This window comes from Oxalobacteraceae sp. CFBP 8761 (genome assembly GCA_014841595.1).
Lineage (GTDB): Bacteria > Pseudomonadota > Gammaproteobacteria > Burkholderiales > Burkholderiaceae_D > Telluria.
The window spans coordinates 1148052-1172334 of record JACYUE010000001.1 but is presented as its reverse complement, the minus strand read 5'-3'; the positions used below and the strand labels follow the sequence as shown (position 1 = coordinate 1172334).

Annotated in this window: 19 protein-coding genes; 3 read left to right on the top strand and 16 right to left on the bottom strand. The window is 64.8% G+C overall.

The window, feature by feature from the left end; genetic code table 11:
• Positions 1-210: 210 nt before the first annotated feature.
• The 11 genes from IFU00_05130 to IFU00_05080 form a co-directional block, all read right to left on the bottom strand.
• Entirely contained in the window at positions 211-1011 is an 801-nt protein-coding gene (locus IFU00_05130; GenBank protein MBD8541669.1) for a tryptophan synthase subunit alpha, read from the bottom strand.
• A 75-nt stretch (positions 1012-1086) separates the two neighbouring features.
• A complete protein-coding gene (trpB, locus tag IFU00_05125) occupies positions 1087-2340 on the bottom strand; it encodes a tryptophan synthase subunit beta (protein ID MBD8541668.1) in 1254 nt (417 codons plus the stop codon).
• Positions 2309-3016, bottom strand: coding sequence for a phosphoribosylanthranilate isomerase (locus tag IFU00_05120; protein ID MBD8541667.1), 708 nt, complete (start codon positions 3014-3016; stop codon positions 2309-2311). The genes trpB and IFU00_05120 overlap by 32 nt, the downstream gene beginning before the upstream one ends.
• Before the next feature lie 8 nt (positions 3017-3024).
• Complete coding sequence (truA, locus tag IFU00_05115; GenBank protein MBD8541666.1) at positions 3025-3825, bottom strand: tRNA pseudouridine(38-40) synthase TruA; 801 nt, start codon at positions 3823-3825, stop codon at positions 3025-3027.
• A complete protein-coding gene (locus tag IFU00_05110; protein MBD8541665.1) occupies positions 3822-6923 on the bottom strand; it encodes a LysM peptidoglycan-binding domain-containing protein in 3102 nt (1033 codons plus the stop codon). The genes truA and IFU00_05110 overlap by 4 nt, the downstream gene beginning before the upstream one ends.
• Before the next feature lie 249 nt (positions 6924-7172).
• Positions 7173-8300 (bottom strand): aspartate-semialdehyde dehydrogenase, encoded by a 1128-nt coding sequence (asd, locus tag IFU00_05105; protein ID MBD8541664.1) that lies wholly within the window; start codon positions 8298-8300, stop codon positions 7173-7175.
• A 26-nt stretch (positions 8301-8326) separates the two neighbouring features.
• Positions 8327-9397, bottom strand: a complete 1071-nt coding sequence (gene leuB, locus IFU00_05100; protein MBD8541663.1) for a 3-isopropylmalate dehydrogenase — start codon at positions 9395-9397, stop codon at positions 8327-8329.
• 40 nt (positions 9398-9437) lie between these two features.
• A complete protein-coding gene (leuD, locus tag IFU00_05095) occupies positions 9438-10085 on the bottom strand; it encodes a 3-isopropylmalate dehydratase small subunit (protein ID MBD8541662.1) in 648 nt (215 codons plus the stop codon).
• 187 nt (positions 10086-10272) lie between these two features.
• On the bottom strand, positions 10273-11673 hold the full coding sequence (gene leuC, locus IFU00_05090) for a 3-isopropylmalate dehydratase large subunit (GenBank protein ID MBD8541661.1): 1401 nt from the start codon (positions 11671-11673) through the stop codon (positions 10273-10275).
• A 270-nt stretch (positions 11674-11943) separates the two neighbouring features.
• Positions 11944-13848, bottom strand: coding sequence for a chemotaxis protein CheA (locus tag IFU00_05085; GenBank protein ID MBD8541660.1), 1905 nt, complete (start codon positions 13846-13848; stop codon positions 11944-11946).
• Positions 13848-14735, bottom strand: coding sequence for a protein phosphatase CheZ (locus tag IFU00_05080; GenBank protein MBD8541659.1), 888 nt, complete (start codon positions 14733-14735; stop codon positions 13848-13850). The genes IFU00_05085 and IFU00_05080 overlap by 1 nt, the downstream gene beginning before the upstream one ends.
• 385 nt (positions 14736-15120) lie before the next feature.
• Between IFU00_05080 and IFU00_05075 the strand changes: the two genes are divergently transcribed.
• From IFU00_05075 to IFU00_05065, 3 genes are all read left to right on the top strand, one after another.
• A complete protein-coding gene (locus IFU00_05075) occupies positions 15121-15585 on the top strand; it encodes a universal stress protein (protein ID MBD8541658.1) in 465 nt (154 codons plus the stop codon).
• Positions 15586-15725: 140 nt separating this feature from the next.
• Positions 15726-16370 carry a response regulator transcription factor gene (locus IFU00_05070; GenBank protein MBD8541657.1) on the top strand — a complete coding sequence of 215 codons (645 nt, stop codon included), beginning with the start codon at positions 15726-15728 and terminating at the stop codon, positions 16368-16370.
• A 423-nt stretch (positions 16371-16793) separates the two neighbouring features.
• Positions 16794-17588 carry a helix-turn-helix domain-containing protein gene (locus IFU00_05065; GenBank protein ID MBD8541656.1) on the top strand — a complete coding sequence of 265 codons (795 nt, stop codon included), beginning with the start codon at positions 16794-16796 and terminating at the stop codon, positions 17586-17588.
• A gap of 69 nt (positions 17589-17657) precedes the next feature.
• Here the strand turns inward: IFU00_05065 and IFU00_05060 are convergent, their stop codons facing one another.
• From IFU00_05060 to IFU00_05040, 5 genes are all read right to left on the bottom strand, one after another.
• On the bottom strand, positions 17658-18410 hold the full coding sequence (locus IFU00_05060) for a hypothetical protein (protein ID MBD8541655.1): 753 nt from the start codon (positions 18408-18410) through the stop codon (positions 17658-17660).
• A gap of 83 nt (positions 18411-18493) precedes the next feature.
• The gene (pdeM, locus tag IFU00_05055; GenBank protein MBD8541654.1) at positions 18494-19144 is read right to left on the bottom strand and encodes a ligase-associated DNA damage response endonuclease PdeM; all 651 of its coding nucleotides are present in this window, start codon (positions 19142-19144) and stop codon (positions 18494-18496) included.
• Positions 19141-21600 carry a ligase-associated DNA damage response DEXH box helicase gene (locus tag IFU00_05050; GenBank protein MBD8541653.1) on the bottom strand — a complete coding sequence of 820 codons (2460 nt, stop codon included), beginning with the start codon at positions 21598-21600 and terminating at the stop codon, positions 19141-19143. Before IFU00_05050 ends, pdeM begins: the two co-directional genes overlap by 4 nt.
• Positions 21597-23231, bottom strand: coding sequence for an ATP-dependent DNA ligase (locus IFU00_05045; protein MBD8541652.1), 1635 nt, complete (start codon positions 23229-23231; stop codon positions 21597-21599). Before IFU00_05045 ends, IFU00_05050 begins: the two co-directional genes overlap by 4 nt.
• Positions 23224-24282: a ligase-associated DNA damage response exonuclease gene (locus IFU00_05040; GenBank protein ID MBD8541651.1), complete on the bottom strand. Its 1059-nt coding sequence runs from the start codon at positions 24280-24282 to the stop codon at positions 23224-23226. Before IFU00_05040 ends, IFU00_05045 begins: the two co-directional genes overlap by 8 nt.
• Between the last annotated feature and the right edge of the window lies 1 nt (position 24283).

Sequence of the window (24283 nt, the reverse complement as noted above, 5' to 3'; positions counted from 1 at the left end):
CCATTGGCCATAACCATCGCAACCGGATATTAAAAAGATTTGCCAGGCAATCGCCAAAAAGTTGTCAAACAATTCGACTCTGACCCTAATTGGATTGCAAGAGCCTAGAGGCAATCACAATGAGGGTCAGAGTCGAATTAAATGACAACATTTTCCGAAGAAATTGCTCAATAATTCGACTCTGACCCTCATTGATATGACGGTGGCGGGTTAGCGGGCGTCGAGGGCGGTTCGGATGGTGGCGGTGAAGGTGCGGACGGCGTCGACGGCCTGGTCTGGCGGGCTGTTTTCGATTTCCTGGATGATGCGGCTGCCGATCACGACGGCGTCGGCCACTTCGGCGACGGCTCTCGCCGTGGCGCCGTCGCGGATGCCGAAGCCCACGCCGATCGGCAGCTTGACGTGTTCACGGATCGCAGCCACGCGGCGGGCGACGTCGGCGGTGTCGATGGTGCCGGCGCCCGTTACGCCTTTCAGCGAGACGTAGTAGCTGAAGCCGCCACCGTACTGGGCCACTTGCTTGACGCGCTCCGTGGTCGACGTCGGCGCAAGCAGGAAAATCAGGTCCAAGCCGTTGTCGCGCATGGCGGTTGCAAATGCGGCGCATTCTTCGGGCGGGTAGTCGACGACGATCGCGCCGTCAGCGCCCGCCTCTTTGGCGCAGCGGATGAATTCGGTCTGGCCGATGCGCTCGATCGGGTTGGCGTACCCCATCAGGACGACCGGCGTGTCGGGGTCGTTCTTGCGAAATTCGCGCACGAAGCCGAATACGTCCTTCAGGCCGACGTTGAATTTCAGCGCGCGCTCGCAGGCACGCTGGATGACCGGGCCTTCGGCCATCGGGTCCGAAAATGGCACGCCCAGTTCGAGGACGTTGGCGCCGCCCTCCACCAGTGCGTGCATCAGCGGGACGGTCAGTTCGGGGCCCGGGTCGCCCGCGGTGATGAAGGTGACGAGCGCGGTCTTGTTGTCCGCTTTAAGTGCGGTAAAAGTCTGTTCGATGCGGGACATGCTGGGTTCCTCTGGTAATCGGAAAAGGCGAATGCCCCGGCTGACCGGGGCAGGATGGCATGGTTGACGCCGGCATCAGCCGAAATCAAGCCCCATCCGCTGCGCCACCGTATGCATGTCCTTGTCGCCGCGGCCCGACAGATTGACCAGGATGATCTGGTCCTTCGGCAGCGTCGCCGCCAGCTTCACCGCATACGCGATCGCATGCGACGATTCCAGTGCCGGGATGATGCCTTCGATGCGGCAGCAATCGTGGAAGGCCTGCAGCGCTTCATCGTCCGTGATCGACACGTACTCGGCGCGCAGCGTGTCCTTCAGCCACGCGTGCTCGGGCCCGACGCCCGGATAATCCAGGCCCGCCGACACCGAATGCGTCTCGATGATCTGCCCGTTCTCGTCCTGCAGCAGATAGGTGCGGTTACCGTGCAACACACCTGGCAGGCCGGAGGTCAGCGAGGCCGAGTGCTTGCCCGAATCCAGTCCCTCCCCCGCCGCCTCGACGCCCACCAGCTTGACGCCCGGCTCGCCGATGTACGGATAGAAGATGCCCATCGCGTTCGAGCCACCACCGATGCAGGCAACGACGTAGTCAGGCTGGCGCCCCGTCATCGCCGGCATCTGCACGCGGCACTCTTCGCCGATCACCGCCTGGAAGTCGCGCACCATCATCGGATACGGGTGCGGGCCGGCCACGGTGCCGATGATGTAGAACGTGTTTTCGATGTTCGTGACCCAGTCGCGCATCGCTTCGTTGAGCGCATCCTTGAGCGTTTTGGAGCCCGATTCCACCGGCACCACGGTCGCGCCCAGAAGCTTCATGCGGTACACGTTCTGGGCCTGGCGCTTGACGTCTTCGCTGCCCATGTAGATCACGCATTCCAGGCCGAAGCGCGCGCAGATGGTGGCCGTGGCCACGCCGTGCTGGCCGGCGCCGGTTTCGGCGATGATGCGCGGCTTGCCCATGCGCCGCGCCAGCAGTGCCTGGCCGATCACGTTGTTGATCTTGTGCGCGCCGGTGTGATTCAGGTCTTCACGCTTGAGGTAGACCTGCGCGCCGCCGGCCATTTCGGACCAGCGCCGCGCGTGGTACACGGGCGACGGGCGGCCGACGAAGTGGGCCAGCTCGTAGCGGTACTCTTCGAGAAATTCAGGATCTTGCGCGTATTTTGCGTAGGCTTCGCTCAGCTCGGCCAGCGCGTGGGTCAGCGTCTCGGCGACGAACGAGCCGCCGTAAGGGCCAAAGTGCCCTTGCGCGTTCGGCAGGGCGTAATCGGGGGTCTTGAACAGCGGCGCGGCGTTAGGCGCTGCCTTGAAGGGGGTGTTCTGCATGGTATGTCTCGCTATGAATAGTGGCATCGGCTGCCCGCACTGCCGCGACAAACGCGGCCATCTTGCGGGCGTCCTTGATACCTTTTGCGGCTTCGACACCACTGCTGATGTCGACGGCAAAAGGCCGAACGCGTACGACACCGTCAGTGGTGTTGTGTACGTTCAAGCCACCACTCAAAACGACCCGAGGCGCGAGCTCTTTTGGGATGAGAGACCAATCGAAGACCTTTCCTGCGCCGCCATAAGCGTCCACGTAAGTGTCAAGCAGAAGGCTTGAAAACCACGGACTGGCGGTGCGGTATGCAAGCTCACATTCTAGCAGCGTGCCAGGGATCGTGTCAGGCTTGACCCGAAACGCGCGCATGAACGGGCGCTGGACGGCCGCCGCAATGGCGGCGCACTGCTCGACCGTCTCATCGCCATGGAACTGGATCAGGGCGAGCGGCATCGCCGCCGCGACTTCCTGCACCTCGGCGAGCGTCGGATTGACGAACAGCGCGACGCCGCTGACAAACGGCGACAGGCCGGCGCACAAGGCGCCCGCGCGCGCTGGCGTCACGTAGCGTGGGCTCTTCGGATAGAACACGAAGCCCAAAGCATCGGCGCCCACGGCGACAGCGGCGCTCAGGTCTTCTTCGCGGGTGATACCGCAGATTTTGATACGGGTACGGTGCATGGAAATCCTTACAACCAGGGCAGCGGCGCGACCGCTTCCTGCGGCAGCTTCCAGATCGGATCGTACTCGATCTTCGCGAAATACAGGCCGTCGGGCATGAAGGTCGGCGCGGCCACGTCGCGCGAGCGGCTCTCGAGCACCTCATGCATCCAGTCCGGCTCTTGCCGTCCCAGCCCGACATACACGAGCGAGCCGACGATATTGCGCACCATGTGATGCAGGAAGGCGCTGGCACGCAGCGTGAAGACGATGATGTCGCCGTGGCGCTCAATGCGCACTTCGTGCATGTCCTTGACCGGGGTCTTGGCCTGGCAGCTCGACGCGCGAAACGCCGAGAAGTCGTGCGTGCCGATCAGGTGGCGCGCGGCGTCGATCATGCGCTCGACATCAAGCGGCCGGAACATCCAGCCGGCACGGTTCGACAGCAGCGCCGATGGCGTCGGATGGTTGTACAGCACGTAGTGGTAGGTGCGCGAGCGGGCCGAGAAGCGGGCATGGAATTCCAGCCCGTCCTCGCCCAGCGGCACCTCCTTGGCCCAGCGCACGACAATCGAATCGGGCAGGAAGGTGTTCACGCCGCGCACCCAGGCCTGCGTCGGGCGCACCAGATCCGTGTCGAAATGGACCACCTGCTCGATCGCGTGCACACCGGTATCGGTGCGGCCGGCACAGGTGGTGGCCAGCGGCGTGCAGGCGAACTTCTCGAGCGCCATTTCAAGACGGTCCTGGACCGTATTGCGCTCCGGCTGTTTTTGGTAGCCGTTCCAACCGGTGCCGATGTACTGGACACCCAGAACAATCCGCGTCACGCCAGCAGCTCTCGCATCGCGCTGGCACGGCCAACCTGCTCGGTGCTGCCGCCCTTGATGACTTCATCGAGCAGTTCGCGTGCGCCTTCCTTGTCGCCGATTTCCTGGTAGGCCACGGCCAGATCGAGCTTGGTTTCCATTTCCATGTGCTCGGGCGAGAGCGGCGCCGGCGCTGCAGCCATGTCATCGACCGGGTCAGCATCGAACGCCGCTGGCGTCGGCGCATTGGCCGTCGCCGATGCCGGCAGATCCAGATCGAAGTCGAGCGCGTCGAGCGAGGTGCGCTGCGGCGTCGGCGCATCGGGCAGCGGCGGCAACGACAGCTCTTCGGGCGCCGGTACTGGCGCCGGAGTATCCGGCAGGTCGAACATGTCGAACGGATCGTCCTGGCGCGCCGCGAAGTCTTTCGGTTCGGCGCCGCCAGACGCGCGCGGCTCGGCCGGCACGCCGAAGTCCATCGCGTCCAGGTCGAACAGCGGGTCTTCTGACGCATTCGCGTTCGAGGAAGCGCGCACGGCAGGCAGCGGATCGTTCACGGGGGCTGGCGTCGCCGGTGTGACCGGTGCGCCAAAGTCCATCGAGTCGAGGTCGAACAGCGGATCGCTCGGCGTCGCAGTGGCGGCCGCCGGTTGCGACGGGCTGGCCGGCAGCGACGGCAAACCGTCGAAGTCCTTGGCCAGACCGGCCATGTCGACCGGGGTGGCCTGCACTTGCGGCTGTGGCGTCAGGTCGAGCGAGAAGTCGTCGCGTGCATCGGCCGGAGTGGCCGCAGTTGCCTGAGCCGGTTGCCCGGCAGGCGGCGCATCGAAGTCCATGTCGAATTCGAGATCGTTGACGTCGGTCGACAGCGTGGACTCAGGCTTGCCTGCCGCCGCTGCCGGCGGCAGCATGTCGAAGTCGAGGTCGGGTACGGCCGTGGCGTCCGGGTCGGGCCGGCTTGCAGGCGCCGAGGTTGGCGCAGGCGCCGCGCGTTCGGCATCGGTCACCGGCTCGAACGTCAATCCGCCAAGGTCGAAGTCGAGCGTGTTGTCGTCAGTGCGTGGCGCAGCCACCGGCTCGGCTTGCGGCGCCGCGGTGCGGTCCGCATCGTCCTTCGACAGCGAAATCGCAGACGCCGCAGCGACGGCGCCGGCAGCGGCCGCGCCGGCGATGGCGCCCGCATTGCTGTCGGTGCCCGCTGCCGGCTCGTCAGCACGCAGCGCATCCTGGTACTGCTGCGACAGGATGGCCTGCTGGCTGCGTTCCTGCGCCGACGGCGTGTGCGCCGGGGCTGGCGCCGCGTTCGCGTACAGCGGATTTTGCGGGTCGATCCCCAGGCCCAGCGCTGCGGCGTGTGCCCAGTCGTCGCCCTGCCCGTTCGTCAGTGCATGCAGCTCGCGCGCCTGCAGTTCGAACGCGCGGGCATCCTTGCGCGTGGCGTAGATCTCGAGCAGTTTCAACCGCACTGGATGACGGTCCGGATGCGTGCGCAGCGCTTCCTTCAGGATTTCCTCGGCCTGCGCATCGCGGCCGTAGGCGATGTACACGTCGGCTTCGGCGACCGGATCGACTTCATTCGTGTCGAGCTGGCTGGCCGATGGCGCGAAGCTCGAATTGAAGACGCTGTTGTTGGTGTCGACGCTCTGGCCGCCGCTTTCGGCGAACAGCGACTGGGCGCTGGCGCCTGGTGCGCCCAGCACCGACGGTTCGGTCGGCACCGGTTTCACCGGCAGGGCATTGCGCTTGCGGCGCTGCGCAATGCCGAACAGGATCAGGAGCAGTACCAAGAGCGCTGCAGCGATGTACAGCATATTGTCCAGCAGCGTGTCGACCAGGCCTTTTTCTGCTTCCGGCGCCGGCACCGGCTTTTTCAGGCGTGGATGCGTGACCGGCTTGGCCGGCGTCGCCACGACGGGCGCTGCTACGGCGGCCTGCTCGGCTTCCGCGCCTGCGCGGCTCGGCACCGTCATCAGGTTTTCCAGTTCGCCGACGTTCTTTTCAAGTTCCTTGACGCGAGCCTCGGCCTGTTCGAGTTCGCGCTGCTTGGCCAGCGTGTCTTCGACGCTGGCGGTGCCGGCCTGCGGCGTGCCGGCGGCGCCTGCCGTGGCCTTCGACAGGCGCAGCTTGTCCTGCGCTTCGTTGGCGGCGGTCGGTTGTTCTTCGACGCGCGCAGTCACGCGTCCGGTCGCGCTCTGGCCGCCCTGCGGCGCGCTGGCCGGGGTGCTGGCAGCGACCTGGCCGGCGAGCTTGTTGCGGTAGGCATCGAAGTCTGCCGCATGCGCCACGACCACGCCGCGCGCTTCGCTCTGGCTCGCGCCGCCACGCAGCGCGTCGCTATCGGGCACGCTCAGGATCTGGCCCGACTTCAGGCGGTTCATGTTATTGCCGATGAAGGCCTCGGGATTGGCGCGGTACAGCGCCACGAGCATCAGGTCGAGCGAGATCTCGGCCGGCTTCACACGGGTCGCGATGCCACTGAGCGTATCGCCGCGACGCACGCGGTAGGTGCTTTCGGCAGCTGCGGCGTCGCGCTGCGCCGCCTGGCGCTGGGCGCCTTCGCGTGCGGCGGCGATGCGGGCCCGCTCGGCCGCGTCGGCGGCCGGCGCAGCAGCGGCGGCCGATGCCGCAACGGCCGGCTGCGACGCCGCGCGTGGCGCCGGCGTGCTGGCCACTTGCGCAGGCTGCGTCGTGCGCAGTTCGGCCGGATCGAGCAGGAACGTGTACTCGCGCACCAGGCGACCGTTATTCCAGGTCAGCTCGAGCAGCATGTCGACGAACGGTTCGTTCAGCGGCTGGCTGGAATTGACCCGGATGATCTGGCGGCCACCGCGCTGCTCGACGGCGAAACGCAGTGACAGCAGCGCCGGATTGAAGTCGATGTTCGCACTGCGGAAGGCTTCGGGCGTGGCCAGCTTGACAGCCATGCTGGCCGGGTCTTCACCGGCGCTGGTCGTCAGTTCAATCTCGGCGCGCAGTGGCTGGCCAAGTGCCGACAACACGGTCAATTTTCCAAGCCCGGCCGCGCTGGCGGCGGAAGTGACGAACACTGCACTGGCAATCGCCGCAGTGAGGGTTTTCAACGCAGGTGCCATGAGCTGAGATTGTTCCGAAAAATGCATAGTGAGCAGCGAGTAAGTTGGCCGAGGGAAAGACGGTTTCCCGGAGTCTCAACATAACATCATGCTCTAGGGCACGCAAGCGATGCGCACGTTTACAGCAGGAGGAACGGGGTGTTTTGTGGCCTGCGAGACATGCCTTTACGGGGTTCGATAACCACCAGACATGGTAGTTGCAAGGAATGCAACCGGCAATGACGAACTGGAAATAACGGGCCGGCTGCGAGGCAGCCAGCCCGGTGTGCGAAGCGTTTAACGCTCCAGCACGATGCGCAGCATGCGGCGCAGCGGCTCGGCCGCGCCCCACAGCAGCTGGTCGCCAACCGTGAACGCCGACAGGTAATCGTCACCCATGGACATCTTGCGCAGACGGCCCACGGGAATGGTCAGCCCGCCCGTGACGGCGGCTGGCGACAAGTCGCGCATCGATGCTTCGCGGTTGTTCGGCACGACCTTCGTCCACGCGTTGTGCGAGGCGATGATGTCGCTGATTTCGTCCAGCGGCACGTCCTTCGTCAGCTTGATCGTCAGTGCCTGCGAGTGGCAGCGCATCGCGCCGATGCGCACGCACAGGCCATCGACCGGAATGGGCTTGGCGTCGAAGCCTGCACCGCGACCCAGGATCTTGTTGGTCTCGGCGCCGGCCTTCCACTCTTCTTTCGACTGGCCGTTGCCCAGGTCCTTGTCGATCCACGGGATCAGGTTGCCGGCCAGCGGCACGCCAAACTGCTTCGTTTCGTCAGCCGATAAACCATGCTGGGTGGCCAGCACGGTGCGGTCGATTTCCAGGATCGCCGATGCCGGGTTGTCCAGCAGTGGCTTGATCGCGCTGTTGATCGTGCCGAACTGGGTGAGCAGTTCGCGCATGTGCTGCGCGCCGCCGCCCGATGCCGCCTGGTAGGTCATGGACGTCATCCACTCGACCAGGCCGGCTTCGAACAGGCCGCCCAGGCCAATGAGCATGCACGACACGGTGCAGTTGCCGCCGATGTAGTTCTTCACGCCGCGCGACAGCGCGGCATCGATCACGGCGCGGTTGACCGGGTCGAGCACGATGACCGCGTCGTCGTTCATGCGCAGCGTGGATGCGGCGTCGATCCAGTAGCCGTTCCAGCCAGCTGCGCGCAATTGCGGGAACACTTCGCTCGTGTAGTCGCCGCCCTGGCAGGAGATGATGATCTCGCATTTGGAGAGCTCGGCGATGTCGCTCGCGCTCTTCAGGGTGGTTTCATTCTTCGCCATCGCCGGCGCGGCGCCGCCCGGATTCGACGTCGTGAAGAACACCGGCTCGATGTGGTCGAAATCGCCCTCTTCCTGCATACGCTGCATCAGGACCGAGCCAACCATGCCGCGCCAACCTACCAGACCAACTAATTTCATCGTCTTCTTTCAGTGTGATTACAGTGTTATCCGAGCGCCGCGACGACCGCGTTGCCCATCTCTTCGGTGCCCACGCGGGTGGACCCTGCTTCGTGAATATCCGGCGTGCGCAGCCCCTGCGCCAGCACGCGCTTGACGGCGTTGTCGATGCGGTCGGCCTGCTCCGTGAGGCCAAAGGTAAAGCGCAGCATCATCGCGGCCGACAGGATCGTCGCCAGCGGATTGGACACGCCCTGCCCCGCGATGTCCGGCGCCGAACCGTGCGACGGCTCGTACAGGCCCTTGTTGTTCGCATCGAGCGAGGCCGATGGCAGCATGCCGATCGAACCGGTCAGCATCGCGGCGGCGTCCGACAGGATATCGCCGAACATATTGCCGGTCACGAGTACATCGAATTTTTTCGGTGCCCGCACCAATTGCATGGCGGCGTTATCGACGTACATGTGATCGAGTTCGACGCCGGCGTATTCCTTGTGCACGTCAGTGACGATATCGCGCCAGAACTGACCTGTTTCGAGCACGTTGGCCTTGTCGACGCTGGTCACGCGCTTGTCGCGTTTCAGCGCGGCCTGGAACGCCACGTGGGCGATGCGGCGGATTTCGCCTTCGGCGTAGCGCATCGTGTCGAAGCCTTCGCGCTGGCCTTTGAACGGGCCGTCCGGGCATTCGCGTACGCCGCGCGGCTTGCCAAAGTAGATGTCGCCCGTCAGTTCGCGGATGATCAGGATATCCAGGCCCGACACCACTTCGGGCTTGAGGGTCGAGGCGCCGGCCAGTTCCGGATACAGGATCGCCGGGCGCAGGTTGGCGAACAGGCCCAGTTCGCGGCGCAGGCCGAGAATCGCCTGCTCGGGGCGCAGCGCGCGCTCGAGCCCATCGTATTTGTAGTCGCCCACGGCGCCGAACAGCACCGCGTCGGCATCCTTGGCCAGCTTGAGCGTGCTGTCCGGCAGCGGGTGGCCGTGCGCGGCGTAGCCGGCACCGCCCACTTCTGCAGTGTCCATCTCGAAGCGCTCGCCGAGCGCGTTGAGTACCTTGACCGCCTGGGCGGTGATCTCCGGGCCGATGCCGTCACCCGGCAGGATCGCAATCTTCATGCTCGTCTTTCTTGTCTTGGTTTCTTGTCCTGGCCCGCGATCAGATCGCGTTGGCCAGCCACGGCTGGGCCGCGATATGGCGTTGTTCGAAGGTGCGGATCTCGTCCGCATGGCGCAGCGTCAGGCCGATGTCGTCCAGGCCATTGAGCAGGCAGTACTTGCGGAAGTCGTCGATGGCAAAGCCGAACGACAGGCTGCCGTCACGCGTACCGATGCGCTGCTGTTCGAGGTCGATCGTCAGCTGGAAGCCCGGCTGGCGCTCGACTGCCTGGAACAGCGCCTCGACTTCGTCTTCGGTCAAGGCGATCGGCAAGAGGCCGATCTTGAAGCAGTTGTTGAAGAAGATGTCGGCAAAACTCGGCGCGACGACGGCGCGAAAGCCGAATTGCTGCAGCGCCCACGGCGCGTGCTCGCGCGACGAGCCGCAGCCGAAGTTCTTGCGCGTCAGCAGAATCGAGGCGCCCGCAAACTGCGGCTGGTTCAGCACGAAGTCGGGATTGAGCGGCCGCGCACTGTTGTCCTGCCCCGGTTCGCCGTGGTCAAGGTAACGCCATTCGTCGAACAGGTTCGGGCCGAAGCCGGTACGCCGGATCGACTTGAGGAACTGCTTCGGGATGATGGCGTCGGTATCGACGTTGGCGCGGTCGAGCGGCGCCACCAGGCCTTCGTGTACGGTGAACTTATCCATCTTGTTGCCCTTATTTGCCGCCGGCGCCGGTCACGACCTGGCCGACCTTCGAGACATCGCGGCCGATGCCCGAGACGGTGTTGCAGCCGGCCAGCAGGATGGCGACGAGGGAAAGTGCGAGAGCTTTTTTCATGATGTCCTGAACGAGAAAATGATCGTGGAATTGACCGCAATAAGCCTTAACGCATCAGAGCGCGCGTACGTCGACAAAGTGCCCCGCAATACCTGCGGCGGCGGCCATGGCCGGCGACACCAGGTGCGTGCGGCCACCCTGGCCCTGGCGGCCTTCGAAGTTGCGGTTCGACGTCGACGCGCAGCGCTCGCCCGGTTCCAGGCGGTCGGCGTTCATCGCCAGGCACATAGAGCAGCCCGGCTCGCGCCATTCAAAGCCGGCGGCCAAAAAGATCTGGTCGAGGCCTTCGCGCTCGGCCTGTTCCTTGACCAGGCCCGACCCCGGCACGACCATCGCCAGCTTGACGTTGGGCGCGCGCTGGCGGCCGCGCACGACATCGGCGGCGGCGCGCAGGTCTTCGATGCGCGAGTTGGTGCATGAACCGATGAACACCTTGTCGATCGCTACTTCGTCGATCGGCGTGCCCGCCGCCAGGTCCATGTAGACCAGTGCTTTTTCGATGGCGCCGCGGCGCACCGGATCGTGTTCGTCGAGCGGATCCGGCACACGACCGTCGATCGCAATCACCATCTCGGGCGAGGTGCCCCAGGTGACCTGCGGCTGGATGTCGTGCGCATCGAGTTCGACGACGGTGTCGAACACGGCGCCGTCGTCGCTGTGCAGCGTGCGCCAGTAGGCCACGGCCTGCTCCCACTGATCGGCCGTGGGCGAGAGCGGCCGGTCCTTGACGTAGGCGATCGTGGTGTCGTCGACCGCCACCATGCCGGCACGCGCGCCTGCTTCGATCGCCATATTACAGACCGTCATGCGGCCTTCCATCGACAGCGCGCGGATCGTGGCGCCACCGAACTCAATGGCGTAGCCGGTACCGCCGGCCGTACCAATGCGGCCGATCACGGCCAGCACGATGTCCTTGGCGGTCACGCCCGGGCGCAGATCGCCCTCGACCTTGACCAGCATGGCCTTGGACTTCTTGGCCAGCAGCGTTTGCGTGGCCAGCACGTGCTCGACTTCCGAGGTGCCGATGCCATGGGCCAGGCAGCCGAAGGCGCCGTGGGTCGACGTGTGCGAGTCGCCGCAGACGACTGTCATGCCGGGCAACGTGGCGCCCTGCTCCGGCCCGATCACGTGCACGATGCCCTGACGCCGGTCGTTCATGTTGAAGTACGTGAGGCCGAACGCCTTGGTATTGGCGTCGAGCGTTTCGACCTGCAGGCGCGAGGTCGGGTCGGCGATGCCCTGGGCACGGTCGGTGGTGGGTACATTATGGTCGGCCACGGCCAGCGTGCTCGATGTCCGCCATAGTCCGCGGCCCGCGTCGCGCAGGCCATCGAAGGCTTGCGGGCTGGTCACTTCGTGTACCAGGTGCCGGTCGATATACAGGACGGTGGTGCCATCGGCGTCGGCACGCACGACATGGGAATCCCAGAGTTTGTCGTAGAGCGTTTTTTGCATGGTCAGTCCATTGATGCGGTGTGAGGGCGCACAGGGAGTGCGCGCGGTCGCCGGGACAGGGTGCCCGGCAGCCGGGTTTTCGATTATGCCATAGTTGTGCTGTGGTGCACCATGCCGGGGCAGCGCATGTTTATGCCAAGGACCATAACATGTGGCAAATTAAGTTTGCAAGGGCTTTGCGATGCGCAAATAAAAAAAGCCCGGATCAGTGACCCGGGCTTTTCTCTGCGCTTTTGCCGCCGCGTGGCGGTGGCACTGCGTGATGCAACGTTATGCTGCCAGGCGCACGCTGCTGCGGCAGCCGTCCATCAGGAACGACAGGCCCACGACCAGCACCAGTTCGCCCTCGGCCGAACGCGCCGTGCCGGTGATGCCTTCGACGGACAATGCGGTCATCGGCTTGATCACCAGATCGGCCGTGCCATCGACCGCTTCCATCGCCAGGATGTACGGTTGTGGTGCATTGATGACGATGCCGACCTTTTCGGAACCGGCCTCGTAGCCCAGCGCCAGCGCCAGCGAACGCACCGGCAGTGGACGGCCCTGGTCCTTCAGCACCGGGGCGCCGCCGACACAGGCGAATTCGTCCGGCAGTTCGACGACGCGCTCGACGACGGCCATCGGCAGCGCCAGTTGCGCGCCCGACGTCGACACCAGCATCGTCGGCACGATCGACAGTTCGATCGGCAGGCGGATTGCAAAGCGCGTGCCCTTGCCCATCTGCGATTCGATGCGGATGGCGCCGCGGTTCTTCTCCACCGCCGTCTTGACCACGTCCATGCCCACGCCGCGGCCCGACACCGAGGAAGCGACTTCCTTGGTCGAGAAGCCCGGCAGGAACACCAGCTGGTAAGCGTCTTCGTCGCTCTGGGCGCCGTTTTCGCCGATCAGGCCCTTGTCCATCGCGATCTTGCGCAGGCGGCTCGGGTCCATGCCCTTGCCGTCATCCTGAAGCACGATCATGACGCTGTTGGCTTCCTGCCAGGCTTTCAGCAGGATGAAGGCCTTGGCCGGCTTGCCGTTGGCGACGCGGTCGGCAGGCGACTCGACACCGTGGTCCAGCGCATTACGCAGCATGTGCACGAGCGGATCGTACAGGCTGTCCACGACGACGCGGTCGACTTCGGTCTCGGCGCCTTCGATGGTCAGTTCGACGTCCTTGCCCAGGTCTTTGGCCAGCTCGCGCACGAGGCGCGGGAATTTCTGGAACAGGCGGCCCACTGGCTGCATGCGGGTGGCCAGCGTGGCGCGCTGCAGTTCGGCCGAATAGCGCGATGCGCGTTCCAGCGTTTCAGCCAGCGTGGCGATCAGCGTCGCAGCCTGGCCTTCGAACTTGAATTGCTGCAGGCGTTCGAGCAGCACGGCGGCCTGGTTCGCGGCCTGGACCGATTCGCCCGCCACTTCGAGCAGCGCGTCGAGCTTGACCGCATCGATGCGGATGCTTTCGTCCTTGGCCGGCGCGTTGGCGACCGGCTTGGTGTCATTGCGGCGTTCAGTGCCGTCCCAGCCTTTGCCGCCGGCTGCGGGAGTCGTCGTGGTGGCGACTGCCGTAGACGGGGTGGCGGCTACTGGTGCGGCTTGGGCAACCGCTGGCGCGGTCGTTGTAACTGCAATCGTCGCGGCAGCAGCAACCGCAGGTGCACCGGCGATGGCGCTGGCGGCCGGGACCACCGTGTTGTACATGCCGACCCAGTCCAGGCCATCGTCGCCAACGACCGGCGCGACGGCTGCCGCAACCGCGACGGGCGCTGGCACAACCGGCGCGGCGACTGGCGCCGGCGCGCTGTTGCCCTTGCCTTCGATCGCGTCCATCAGGATGCGTTCGAGATCGGCCGGCATCTGCGCCAGGCCTTCCGGCGGCGTGCCGTTGTTCAGGTCACCCAACTGGTCGGCCACGAAGCCCGATGCCTGCAGCGCTGCTTCGATCGCGATCGGCGTAACCGGCGCGGCGCCGGTGCGCAGCGCGTCGAACAGGTTCTCGGTCAGGTGGCAGGCTGCGACCAGCGCGGGCAGGCCCATGAAACCGGCGCCGCCCTTGATCGTGTGGAACGATCGGAACACCGCATTCAGGGTTTCCTTGTTGTCGGGATCGCGTTCGAGGCGCAACAGGTGCTCTTCGACATTGACCGCCAGATCCATCGCCTCGACGACGAAATCCTTCAGCATATCGTCCATTAGAATCCCAGATCGGCAAGTAGATCGTCAACGTTGTCCTGGTTCAGCGCCGCTTGCGGCACTGACGGGCCTTGCATCAGTGGTTCCGGTGTTGCCTGCTTCTGCGCCAGCTTTTCCTTGAGGTCAGGTGGTGCATTGTCGCGCAGCAGCTGGGCCAGCTCGCCCTCGACGGCCTGCGTGATCTTGACCACTTTCTTGATCAGTTGGCCGGTGATGTCCTGGAAGTCCTGGGCCATCATGATTTCGAGCAGGCGCGCCTTTTCGGCTTCGGTGGCCGCTGTCACGCTGGTGGCGAACTGGCGCGAATCGCCGGCCAGCGCCTTGAATTCGTCCAGGCTCAGCTTGCCGTCGAACAGGTCGCCCCAGCGCAGTTCCATGTCTTTCGACTGTTTCGACAGCACGTCCTGCGCCGGCATGCCTTCGTCGAGCGTGTTCAGGACCTTGTTGGCAGCCTGTTCGGTCAGCGTGGCGACATACTCGAGGCGGTCCTGTGCGTCGACGATTTGCGACGAGGCTTCATTGAGCGCCTTGTCGTAGCCCAGTTCGCGCAGCGAGTCGTGCAGCAGGCGCACGATGCCGCCGAGGCGCTCGAACATGCCGCTGTTTTCGCCACCTTCTTCGCCAGCGGCCGGGGTCGCGGTCGTGATTGCAGCGGCGCTCGACGGTGCAACGGCAGCTGGTGCAGCTGGTGCAGCGGGGGCAGTCGATGTGGCGGTAGCGGACACCTGGTCGAACAGCGAATCGAGGTCGTCCTCGTCGTTGCTGGCAGCGGCTGCCGGGGCAGGCGCTGCCACGGGGGCCGCGGAAGCAGGACTTGGCGAAGCGCTGGTGCGCTGCGCCGCCACTTCCTCGAATAGTGCGTCGAAATCGTCAGCGGCGTTGGTCATAATCCCTGCTTCTCCATAATATAAATTCGCAATCAGCTCTGCAATACTGGGGGTGTTGCGTCCACCGGGCCCGTCATTTCCGCGCCCATCGATGGGACTAGTGTTGCCTGCGAGTGTATCAGCGTGGTTGCCGTAGGTAAATCTAAGAGAAGGCAATGCAACAAAATGGGCGTGAAAACTTAGTTCCGCGACAATTAAAACGTGCAATTCCTGATCGTTTTTATATGCTTGGTGTTGTATTTTGTGATCGTGCTGTTGTTTTCCGTGAGAAAGTGTCGCATCCGGACGGTCACCTGACGTTTGAGCGAACTCAACACTTTGCGTTTTCAACACTGGCCATTCGGCATATGGTTGTCAGAATGGAGATGCCCTGAGGAGAATCATCATGTACCGAAAAATTTTGATTACAACCGACGGGTCCGCCGTCTCCCAGCACACCGCCTGCGCCGGCGTCAAGTTTGCCCAGCAACTGGGCGCCGAAGTGCTGGCCCTGTTCGTCGCACCTGAGTACCAGTATCCGGTGTACGTCGAGATCATCCCGCCCTCGTATCCCAGCGAAGAAGAATACGTGGCCCAGATGCGCCGGATGGGCGAGGAATACATGGGCAAGATCACGCGCTCCTGCGCGTCGGCCAATCTTGCGCACCGCTGCCTGACGGCGTTTTCGGATACGGCAGCGCTCAAGATCGTCGAGGTCGCCGAGCAGGAAGGCTGCGACCTGATCTTCATGGGCTCGCATGGCCGCAGCGGCTGGAATCAGTTACTGCTGGGCAGTGTCACGAACAAGGTGCTGTCGCATACCGCCAAGCCGGTGCTGGTCCACCGGCTGATCGCCGAGCCCGCAGTCTGAACGGGACAACACCGTCTGCAATTCGCACCAAGGCATCCAGGGCAACCCGCAGTATTGATAGCAGGACTTACCCCGGGAAACGTGTTTAACTGAACAACGGTTTTCGGGGTAGGAAACCTCTTAATGTGTGAGGAATCGACATGGTCAGAATTGTTATCGCGGACGATCACACGATCATGCGCGAAGGTCTCAAACGTATCCTGGAGGGCGCCGAAGAAGTTGACATTGTCGGCGAAGCAACCAATGGGTTCGAGGTGCTGGCGCTGGTGCGCCAGGGCGGTTTCGACCTGCTGCTGCTCGACTTGTCGATGCCAGGGCGCAGTGGTGTCGACCTGATCCGCCAGGTGCGCAGCGAAGCGCCCAAACTGGCCATTCTCATCCTCACGATGCACGAAGAAGAGCAATATGCCGTGCGCGCGATCCGGGCTGGCGCCCAGGGGTATCTGACGAAGGAAAGCGCGGGCACGCAGTTGGTGGGCGCCATCCGCAAGGTGGCTTCGGGGCGCCCCTATATCAGTACCGAGGTCGCAGAGCAATTGGCCCTGAATATCATGGCCCCAAGCGAGCAATTGCTTCACAAGCAGTTATCCGACCGCGAATTTGAGGTATTTTCCCATCTCGTGGGTGGGAAATCGATTACCGAGATCGCCAACGGCCTGCATCTTTCCGTCAAGACGGTGAGCACCCACAAAACCCGCATCATGCAGAAAATGGGCATGAGTTCGCTCTCGGAAATGGTGCAATACGCCGTAGCGCACCGCCTGCTCTCGCCAATGAAAGCTTGAGTACGGCGGGTTCATGACCTCACGCCGACCTCCCGATCCGATGTTGCGCAATAACTGCACCCACGAACTAGTTTGTTCAAAAACAAAGTTCTGACCTTCCTGTTTCACCCCTCCGTCAGTCGGGCAACGCCGCTTGCCAGTAGGAATTGTCCTACAACCCCACCATCTGTCCTACCTACATTTTCAGGCAACGCTGATAGTCGTGCCGGGCTCGTGTTGGCATACTGAATTCGCCGCTTTGACTTGCTCGCGATCCAAGTCACAGTGTCAGCCGCTAGCAATCAATGGCACGGCAGATGTGCGTCAACTTCGGCTGTGCCGCCGGGGTCGCCTCAAACCCTGAGTTTCTCACCGGAGAAGAGCATGCAGTCTCAGCCACCGTCAGAACCACGCAACGCCAACCAGCCGACCCTGCATTCCCCGATGGAGGCCGGTCGCCAGCGCCAGGGCCGACTCTGGTCCAACCTCAAGGAAGTCTGCGACCTGCTGCGTATCCAAGCCAGCGTTTCGGTAAGCTCCGAAGAACTGTTGTTCCAGCATGTACAGTTCAAGACCGGCCAGCGTGTCCACACGATCGGCCAGGCCTTCGACACCTTGTACATCGTCAACTCGGGCTTTCTCAAGACCGTGCTGATCGATGAATTCGGCAACGAGCAGGTGCTCAGCTTTCCGATGAAGGGCGACATGCTCGGCGTCGACGGCATCCACACGCGCCACTACGCGTCCGAGGCGGTGGCCCTGTCCGATTGCGACCTGATCCTGCTGCCCTTCAAGAAACTGACGGCGCTGGGCCGCGTGCACAACGAGCTCGAGAACATGATGTACGGCGTCATGAGCCGTGAGCTGGTGCGTGAACAAACGATGATCGGCATGCTCGGCGCCCTGTCGGCCGAGGCGCGCGTGGCACGCTTTCTCGTGTCGCTGGCCGACCGCTTTGCCGCGATGGGCTACTCGAGCAAGCTGTTCAACCTGCGCATGACCCGCCACGAAATCGGCAGCTACCTGGGCCTCACGCTGGAAACCGTCAGCCGCACGCTGTCGGCCTTCAACGAGATCGGCATGATCACCGTCGACCAGCGCACCATCGGCATCAAGGATGCCGAATCGCTCAAGACATTGCGCCGCCTGCCCCCATCGCGTTCACGCACCAAGGCAAGCGCCAAGCAAAAGGCCGAGCTCGATCAATCAGGCGACGATCAGGTGCTGGCCACGGCCTGAAACCCGTCCGCCCAACGACCAACGCCCGCCAGTGATGGCGGGCGTTGTCATTGGTGCGTACGGTCCGGATTACTCTTGCTTGTCGAGCGTCAGCACGCCGTCGTTGACACGCACGCGGTCGCCGTTCCGGTAGCCCGGATTGTTGGCGAACTCCAGCACCTGCGTCGTGTCGGTCGTATTCATGCGCACCGTGACGCGGAAATACTGGCGCGCCGTGGCGTCACTGGCCAATGGCCGTGGATTGGGCAAGGCGCCCTGCACGGTCTCCACTTTCTCGATGATGCCGCAACTGGTGCAGTAGCGGGCCACACGCGGGCGCTCGGTCGTGCGCGGGGCTGGCGGTGGCGCTGCGCCAGGGGCGGCAGCGGCGATACGCGAGTCCTTGGTAGCCAGCTGGCGTGTGTCGTCCGCAGCCTGGGCCACATCACCCCGCACGAGCGATTCGCGCAGCACGCTCGTGGCGACCTCGTTCCCCATGCGCAGCTCGGCGGTCACGCGACTGTCGGCCTTCAGGCGGTCACGCGTGCCGATGACGTAGTGACCTGTGTACTGGCCGGGTTCGACTTCGGTCAGATGCAGCGCACGGTTCGCGCCATCCAGGTTCAGCGTGGCGTTTCCACCGGCCGTACCGTACAGGTCGAACTGCAGGCGGACACCCTGGTCGAGCCGCGCGACTTCTTCGACATTGAAACCATTGATGGCTGGCGTGGCGGTGCGGCTTTGCGGCGCAGACTGCGCCAGGGCGCTGCCGCTGGCGGTCAACAGAACCGTGGCTGGCGCCATGGCGGCGGCGATGGTGCACATCATGAGGCGTAGTTTCATTGGCGTTCTCCTGGCATCAGCGGATCAATGGCCGACCTTACGCCTACGATCGCCCCTGGTCGGTACGCTGACGTACGCAGCCGCTAGCCGACGCCGTGCACCATGTCGCCCGAGGTCACATAGATACGGTCGCCCGGCCCCGGCTTGACCGCGTGGCCGCCCGTGAACGCGCCGAACGATGGCAGGAGCAGGCCCTGCGTACCGACGACAAAGCATGGCAGGCGCAGCGCATCGAAGCGCGTGGCCAGCACGTACACCGGATGCACGTGGCCGGCCAGGCCATAGCCCGCCGCATCGACGCCCGGATGGTGGCAAAACGCAAACGGCCCGATCGCATGCGGCTCGTCGACCAGCTCGATGCCCAGCGCCTCGGCCGGGTCACCCGCGTGCAGGTCGTGATTGCCGCGCACGAGCGTCAGGGCGAGGTCGGGATGGCGCCCGCGCCAGGCCAGCATCGCCAGCTGGGTCGAACTGGCATGGGCTGCGCGCGCATGCAGGAAGTCGCCGAGGAACGCGACGTGGCGCGCGTCGTGCTGCGCGACCAGTGCGTCGAGGCCGGCCAGGTTTTCCGACGTGGTCCCGCGCGGCACCGGCACGCCCAGCGAGCGAAACGCCGCCGCCTTGCCGAAGTGGATGTCGGCCACGATCAGCATGTGCTGGGCCGGCCAGTAGACGGCCTTCTCGGGCAACAGCAGCAGCGTCTCGCCCGCCACCTGGATGGTCGCATGGGTCATGCGGCCGCCTTCTCGAGCTCGCGCACCATGCGCGCGACGCGGTCGCTCAGCTTCTCGGTACTGACCTTTTCGCGGAAGCGCTCGACCATCAGCGCGAAGCCGAACGGCGTGGCGCGCTTGACCTCGCGGTAGGCCACGCCGCGCGCGTGCAGCTCGAGCAGCGTGTCGCGCAGGCGCGTCAGTTCCAGCTCCTGCTCCATCACTTCGCGCTCGGCCTGCGTGAGCAGCAGATTACCTGCGTCGTGCTTGCGGAACACCTCGAAGAACAGCGACGACGACGCCTGCAACTGCCGGTTCGATTTCGGCTGACCCGGATACCCCTGGAACACGAGCCCCGCGATGCGCGCGACTTCGCGAAAGCGCTGCTGCGACAACTGCGTCGCATTCAGGCTGTCGATGACGTCTTCGAGCAGGCGCTCGGTATCGAACAGGGACACCCCCGCCCCGGTGGACGCGACGAACATACCCGCCCAGTCCACCGGCTCGGGCGACATCAGCTCGAAGCCATAGTCGTTGATCGCAATCGAGAACGTGATCGGCTGCACGCGCCCGACGCGAAACGCCATCAGCGAGGCCAGGCCCATGTGCACCGAGCGCCCGGCGAACGGGTAGACGAACAGGTGATACCCTTCGCGGCTCTTCATCGATTCGAGCACCAGCGTTTCGCTGGTGGGCAGCGCCGACCAGCGCTGCTGGATCTCGATCAGCGGCGCCAGCGCGCGCATCTCGGGGCCATCGAACACACCCGCATCGGCCAGCCGCAATTCTTCCAGCGCAGCGTGCGCTAGTTCGTTCGACATCGGCATCTTGGCGCCCTGCCAGCGCGCAATGGCGCCGCGCGTGCCGGTGGCGCGCCGCACGAACGCTGTCAATTCGTGCACGCGCACGAATTCGAGGATGCGCCCGCCGAACAGGAAACGGTCGCCCGGTTTGAGGCGCGAGATGAAGGATTCTTCGACGCTGCCGATGCGCCCGCCCGACATGTACTTCACCTGGATCGTCGCATCGGACATGATGGTGCCGATGCTCATCCGGTGCCGGCGGCCGATCGCGGCATCGGGCACGCGGTACACGCCCTCTTCGTCCGGCAGAACGCGCCGGTATTCGGGATACACGGTCAGGCTCTGACCGCCACGCGCGACAAAGTCGAGCGCCCATTGCCACTCTTCCTGCGTCAGGTGCCGGTACGACCAGGCCTGGCGCACTTCGTCATACAGTTCGTCGGCGCGAAAGCCGCCACCCAGCGCCACCGTCACGATGTGCTGGACCAGCACGTCGAACGGCTTGTTGGGCACGTAGCGGCCCTCGATACGGCGCGCCGCCACCGCCTTGCGCGCACCCGCAGCTTCGAGCAATTCGAGGCTGTTGGTCGGCACCAGCGTCACGCGCGAGACGCGCCCCGGCGCATGGCCGCTGCGCCCCGCACGCTGCAGCAGGCGCGCCACGCCCTTGGCGCTGCCGATCTGCAGCACGCGCTCGACCGGCAGAAAGTCCACGCCCAGGTCCAGGCTCGCCGTGCAGATGACGGCCTTGAGGATGCCGCTTTTCAGGCCAAGTTCCACCCACTCGCGCACCTCGCGATCGAGCGAGCCATGGTGCAGCGCGATCACGCCGGCCCAGTCGGGCCGCGCCTCGAGGATGTTCTGGTACCAGATCTCGGACTGCGAACGGGTGTTGGTAAACACGAGCGTCGCCTCGTGTTTTTCGATCTCGTCGATCACGGGCTGCAGCATCTGCAGGCCCAGGTGCCCGCCCCAGGGGAAGCGCGACACGTTTTCGGGAATCAGCGAATCGACGACGATCTTCTTGCGCGTGTCGCCCTCGACCAGGACGCCGGCATCCGCGCCGAGCAAGACCTGGCGCGCCAGGTCGAGGTTGCCCATCGTCGCCGACACGCCCCAGACCAGGAGCTCGGGCCGCCAGCGCCGCAGCCGCGCCAGCGCCAGTTGCACCTGCACGCCGCGCTTGCTGCCCATCAGTTCGTGCCACTCGTCGACGATGATCATGTCGAGGTTGCGGAACTGCTCGAGCGCCGCCGCGTTGCTGATCATGAGCGTCAGGCTCTCGGGCGTCGTCACCAGCGTGGCCGGCATACTGCGCGTCTGGCGCGCGCGCTCACTGGCTTTCGTGTCGCCCGTGCGCGCGCCGATGCGCCACTCGGGCATCAGCTCGGCGGCAGAGTCTTCGAGCGCGCGCTGGGTATCTGCCGCCAAGGCTCGCATTGGCGTGATCCACAGGACACGCAGGCCCGCCTTGTTGCGCCCGGATGCAAGGCCCGCGCGCTGCAGCGCCGCGAACCAGACGGCGAACGTCTTGCCGGCGCCGGTGTTCGCATGCAGCAGGCCCGATTCGCCCTTGAGCGCCGCTTTCCAGACATTGCGCTGGAACGGGAACACCGTCCAGCCACGTCCGGCGAACCACGCGTCGACCCGATCCTTGACTTCATTGCGACTCATGCGGTGGCCGCCTCCAGCAAACCCTTCAGCGTGTCGAGCGTGTCGGCTTCCTCGACCGGTTTGTCGGTGCGCCGGCGCAGGATACGGGGAAAGCGCACGGCAATGCCGGCCTTGTGGCGTGGCGAAAGCGCAATGCCCTCGAAGCCGATCTCGAACACCATTGTCGGCTTCACCGACCGCACCGGCCCGAATTTTTCAATGGTCGTGCGCCGGATGACGTTGTCGACCTGCCCGATCTCGGCATCGGTCAGGCCCGAATACGCTTTCGCAAACGGCACCAGCTTGCGTTCGTTACCCTCCCCGTCCCACACGGCGAACGTATAGTCGGTGTACAGCGACGCGCGCCGCCCGCTGCCCGGCTGCGCATACAGCAGCACCGCATCGATGGCGTACGGATCGATTTTCCACTTCCACCAGGTGCCGACATCCTTCGTGCGTCCGACGCCATATTGCGCCGTGCGCGCCTTGAGCATCATGCCCTCGACGCTGCGCGCACGCGAGCCGGCGCGCAGTTCGGCCAGCGCTTCCCAGCTGTCGGCTTCGACCACTGGCGACAGGCGCAACTGGCGCTGATCGAGCTTGGCCACTTCGACTTCCAGCAGCGCGCGCCGCTCGTGCTGCGGCAAGCCGCGCAGGTCAACACCGTCGAGTTCAAGCAGGTCGTAGCAGCACAGCACCGCCGGCAGTTCGGCCAGCAGCTTGGCGGACAGGGTCTTGCGACCGATGCGTTTTTGCAGGTCGGCGAACGGCGATGGCATTGCCGCATCGGGTTGCCAGATCAGCACTTCGCCATCGAGCACCATGCCGTCCGGCAGGCGCGCTGCCGCCAGTTCAGGGAACCGCTCGGTGATCAGGTCTTCGCCGCGCGACCACAAAAAACTCTGGCCGTCGCGCCGCACGAGTTGCGCGCGGATACCGTCGTACTTCCATTCGACGATCCAGTCGGCTGGCTCGCCCAGCGTCGCCGGTTCGGCCGCCAGCTGGTGCGACAGGAAGAATGGGTACGGCTGCCCGCCACGCAGCTTGTGTTCTTCGGCCGATTGCTCGGCGATCAGTTGCAGGAAGCCGGCCGCCGTCGGTTTCACGCGGCCGTCAGTCCAGCCCATCAGGCGCTGGGCAATGAGTTTACTGTCCACTGCCGCAATGGCGGCGAGCGCGCGCGTGACGAGCAGGCGCGAGACGCCCACGCGGAAACCGCCGCCAATCAGCTTGACGAGCAGGAAGCGCTCGCGCCAATCAAGTTCGTTCCAGTAGCCGAACAGCGCCTCGCGGATGCGGCCCGGATCGGCGCCGCGCAACGGGCCGATCCGCTCTTCCATCCACTCGGCGAGGCCAACGTCCGAGCGTTCGGTCGGCGGCGGCAGGATGTGCGCGATGGTTTCGGCGAAGTCGCCAACGGCTGCATACGACTCGTCGAACAGCCACTCGTCCAGCACAGCGTACTCGATGGCGTACTGGCGCAGCAGTTTGGTCGGGACCGCCTGGCGCGGCTTGCCGCCGGCCAGGAAGTACACAGCCCACGCGGCGTTCTCGGGCGCGGCGTTGGAAAAATATGCCTGCAGCGCTTCGAGCTTGCGGGTGGTCGACGTGGTCTCGTCGAGGTCGGCGTACAGGCGGGCGAATTCACGCATCGGCCGCTCCTGCTGTCTTTTCGGGAGCAACCGGTTCCTTTGGCGCGCCATCGGATGCGGCCTCGCCTGCCTCTTCATCGCCGTATTCTGTCTCGAAGCCAGAGGCCTCCAGCCCGTTCTGGTTCAGCCAGCGCACGAGCGTGGGAATCGAGCCGTGCGTGACAATCACGCGCTCGGCTTCCGTCGCCTTGATGGCGCTCATCAAGCCAGGCCAGTCGGCGTGGTCCGACAGCACGAAGCCGCGATCGACGCCGCGCCGGCGGCGCGCACCGCGCAACAACATCCAGCCGCTGGCGAAGGCATCGCTGTAGTCGCCGAAGCGCTTCATCCAGGTCGAGCCACTGGCGGACGGCGGCGCGATCACCATCGCGCGCCGCAACAGTGCCTTTTCGACCTCGGTCACCAGCACGGTCGGTGGAATGTCGACACCTTCGGCGCGGTACGCCCGGTTGAGCGGCTCCACCGAACCGTGGCAGACGATCGTGCCGATGCTCGCGTCCAGGCCCGCCAGGATGCGCTGCGCCTTGCCGAACGAGTACGCGAATACCACGCTGCAACGCCCCTCGTCGGCATTCTTGCGCCACCAGGCGTTGATCTCCGTCATCAGCTCGGCTTCGGGTTGCCAGCGATAGATCGGCAGCCCGAAGGTGGATTCGGTAATGAAGGTGTCGCAGCGCACTGGCTCGAACGGCGCGCAGGTTTTATCGGGCTCGACCTTGTAGTCGCCCGATGCGACCCAGACTTCACCGCCAACTTCCATGCGTACCTGCGCCGAGCCCAGCACGTGGCCGGCCGGATGCAGCGAAATCTTCACGCCGTTGTGCGTCACCGACTGGCCGTATTCCATCGCATCGACCGTAATGTCGCCCAGGCGCGACTTGAGTACGCCAATGCCGGGCGCAGCGGCCAGGTAGTGGCCGTGACCAACGCGTGCATGGTCGCCATGCGCGTGCGTGATCACGGCGCGCGGCACCGGGCGCCATGGATCGATATAGAAATCACCCGGTACGCAGTACAGGCCCTCCTTGCGGACAACGACCATGTCTCCCATG

Bases quoted from the DNA above. Each gene is read 5' to 3' on its own strand.
- IFU00_05085 (MBD8541660.1), bottom strand. From the start codon at position 13,848: ATGGACGATATGCTGAAGGATTTCGTCGTCGAGGCGATGGATCTGGCG.
- leuC (MBD8541661.1), bottom strand. From the start codon at position 11,673: ATGCAAAAAACGCTCTACGACAAACTCTGGGATTCCCATGTCGTGCGT.
- IFU00_05065 (MBD8541656.1), top strand. From the start codon at position 16,794: ATGGAGGCCGGTCGCCAGCGCCAGGGCCGACTCTGGTCCAACCTCAAG.
- asd (MBD8541664.1), bottom strand. From the start codon at position 8,300: ATGAAATTAGTTGGTCTGGTAGGTTGGCGCGGCATGGTTGGCTCGGTC.
- IFU00_05040 (MBD8541651.1), bottom strand. From the start codon at position 24,282: ATGGGAGACATGGTCGTTGTCCGCAAGGAGGGCCTGTACTGCGTACCG.
- IFU00_05075 (MBD8541658.1), top strand. From the start codon at position 15,121: ATGTACCGAAAAATTTTGATTACAACCGACGGGTCCGCCGTCTCCCAG.
- IFU00_05080 (MBD8541659.1), bottom strand. From the start codon at position 14,735: ATGACCAACGCCGCTGACGATTTCGACGCACTATTCGAGGAAGTGGCG.
- IFU00_05130 (MBD8541669.1), bottom strand. From the start codon at position 1,011: ATGTCCCGCATCGAACAGACTTTTACCGCACTTAAAGCGGACAACAAG.
- IFU00_05045 (MBD8541652.1), bottom strand. From the start codon at position 23,231: ATGCGTGAATTCGCCCGCCTGTACGCCGACCTCGACGAGACCACGTCG.
- IFU00_05110 (MBD8541665.1), bottom strand. From the start codon at position 6,923: ATGCATTTTTCGGAACAATCTCAGCTCATGGCACCTGCGTTGAAAACC.
- leuB (MBD8541663.1), bottom strand. From the start codon at position 9,397: ATGAAGATTGCGATCCTGCCGGGTGACGGCATCGGCCCGGAGATCACC.
- IFU00_05050 (MBD8541653.1), bottom strand. From the start codon at position 21,600: ATGAGTCGCAATGAAGTCAAGGATCGGGTCGACGCGTGGTTCGCCGGA.
- trpB (MBD8541668.1), bottom strand. From the start codon at position 2,340: ATGCAGAACACCCCCTTCAAGGCAGCGCCTAACGCCGCGCCGCTGTTC.
- IFU00_05070 (MBD8541657.1), top strand. From the start codon at position 15,726: ATGGTCAGAATTGTTATCGCGGACGATCACACGATCATGCGCGAAGGT.
- leuD (MBD8541662.1), bottom strand. From the start codon at position 10,085: ATGGATAAGTTCACCGTACACGAAGGCCTGGTGGCGCCGCTCGACCGC.
- IFU00_05120 (MBD8541667.1), bottom strand. From the start codon at position 3,016: ATGCACCGTACCCGTATCAAAATCTGCGGTATCACCCGCGAAGAAGAC.
- pdeM (MBD8541654.1), bottom strand. From the start codon at position 19,144: ATGACCCATGCGACCATCCAGGTGGCGGGCGAGACGCTGCTGCTGTTG.
- IFU00_05060 (MBD8541655.1), bottom strand. From the start codon at position 18,410: ATGAAACTACGCCTCATGATGTGCACCATCGCCGCCGCCATGGCGCCA.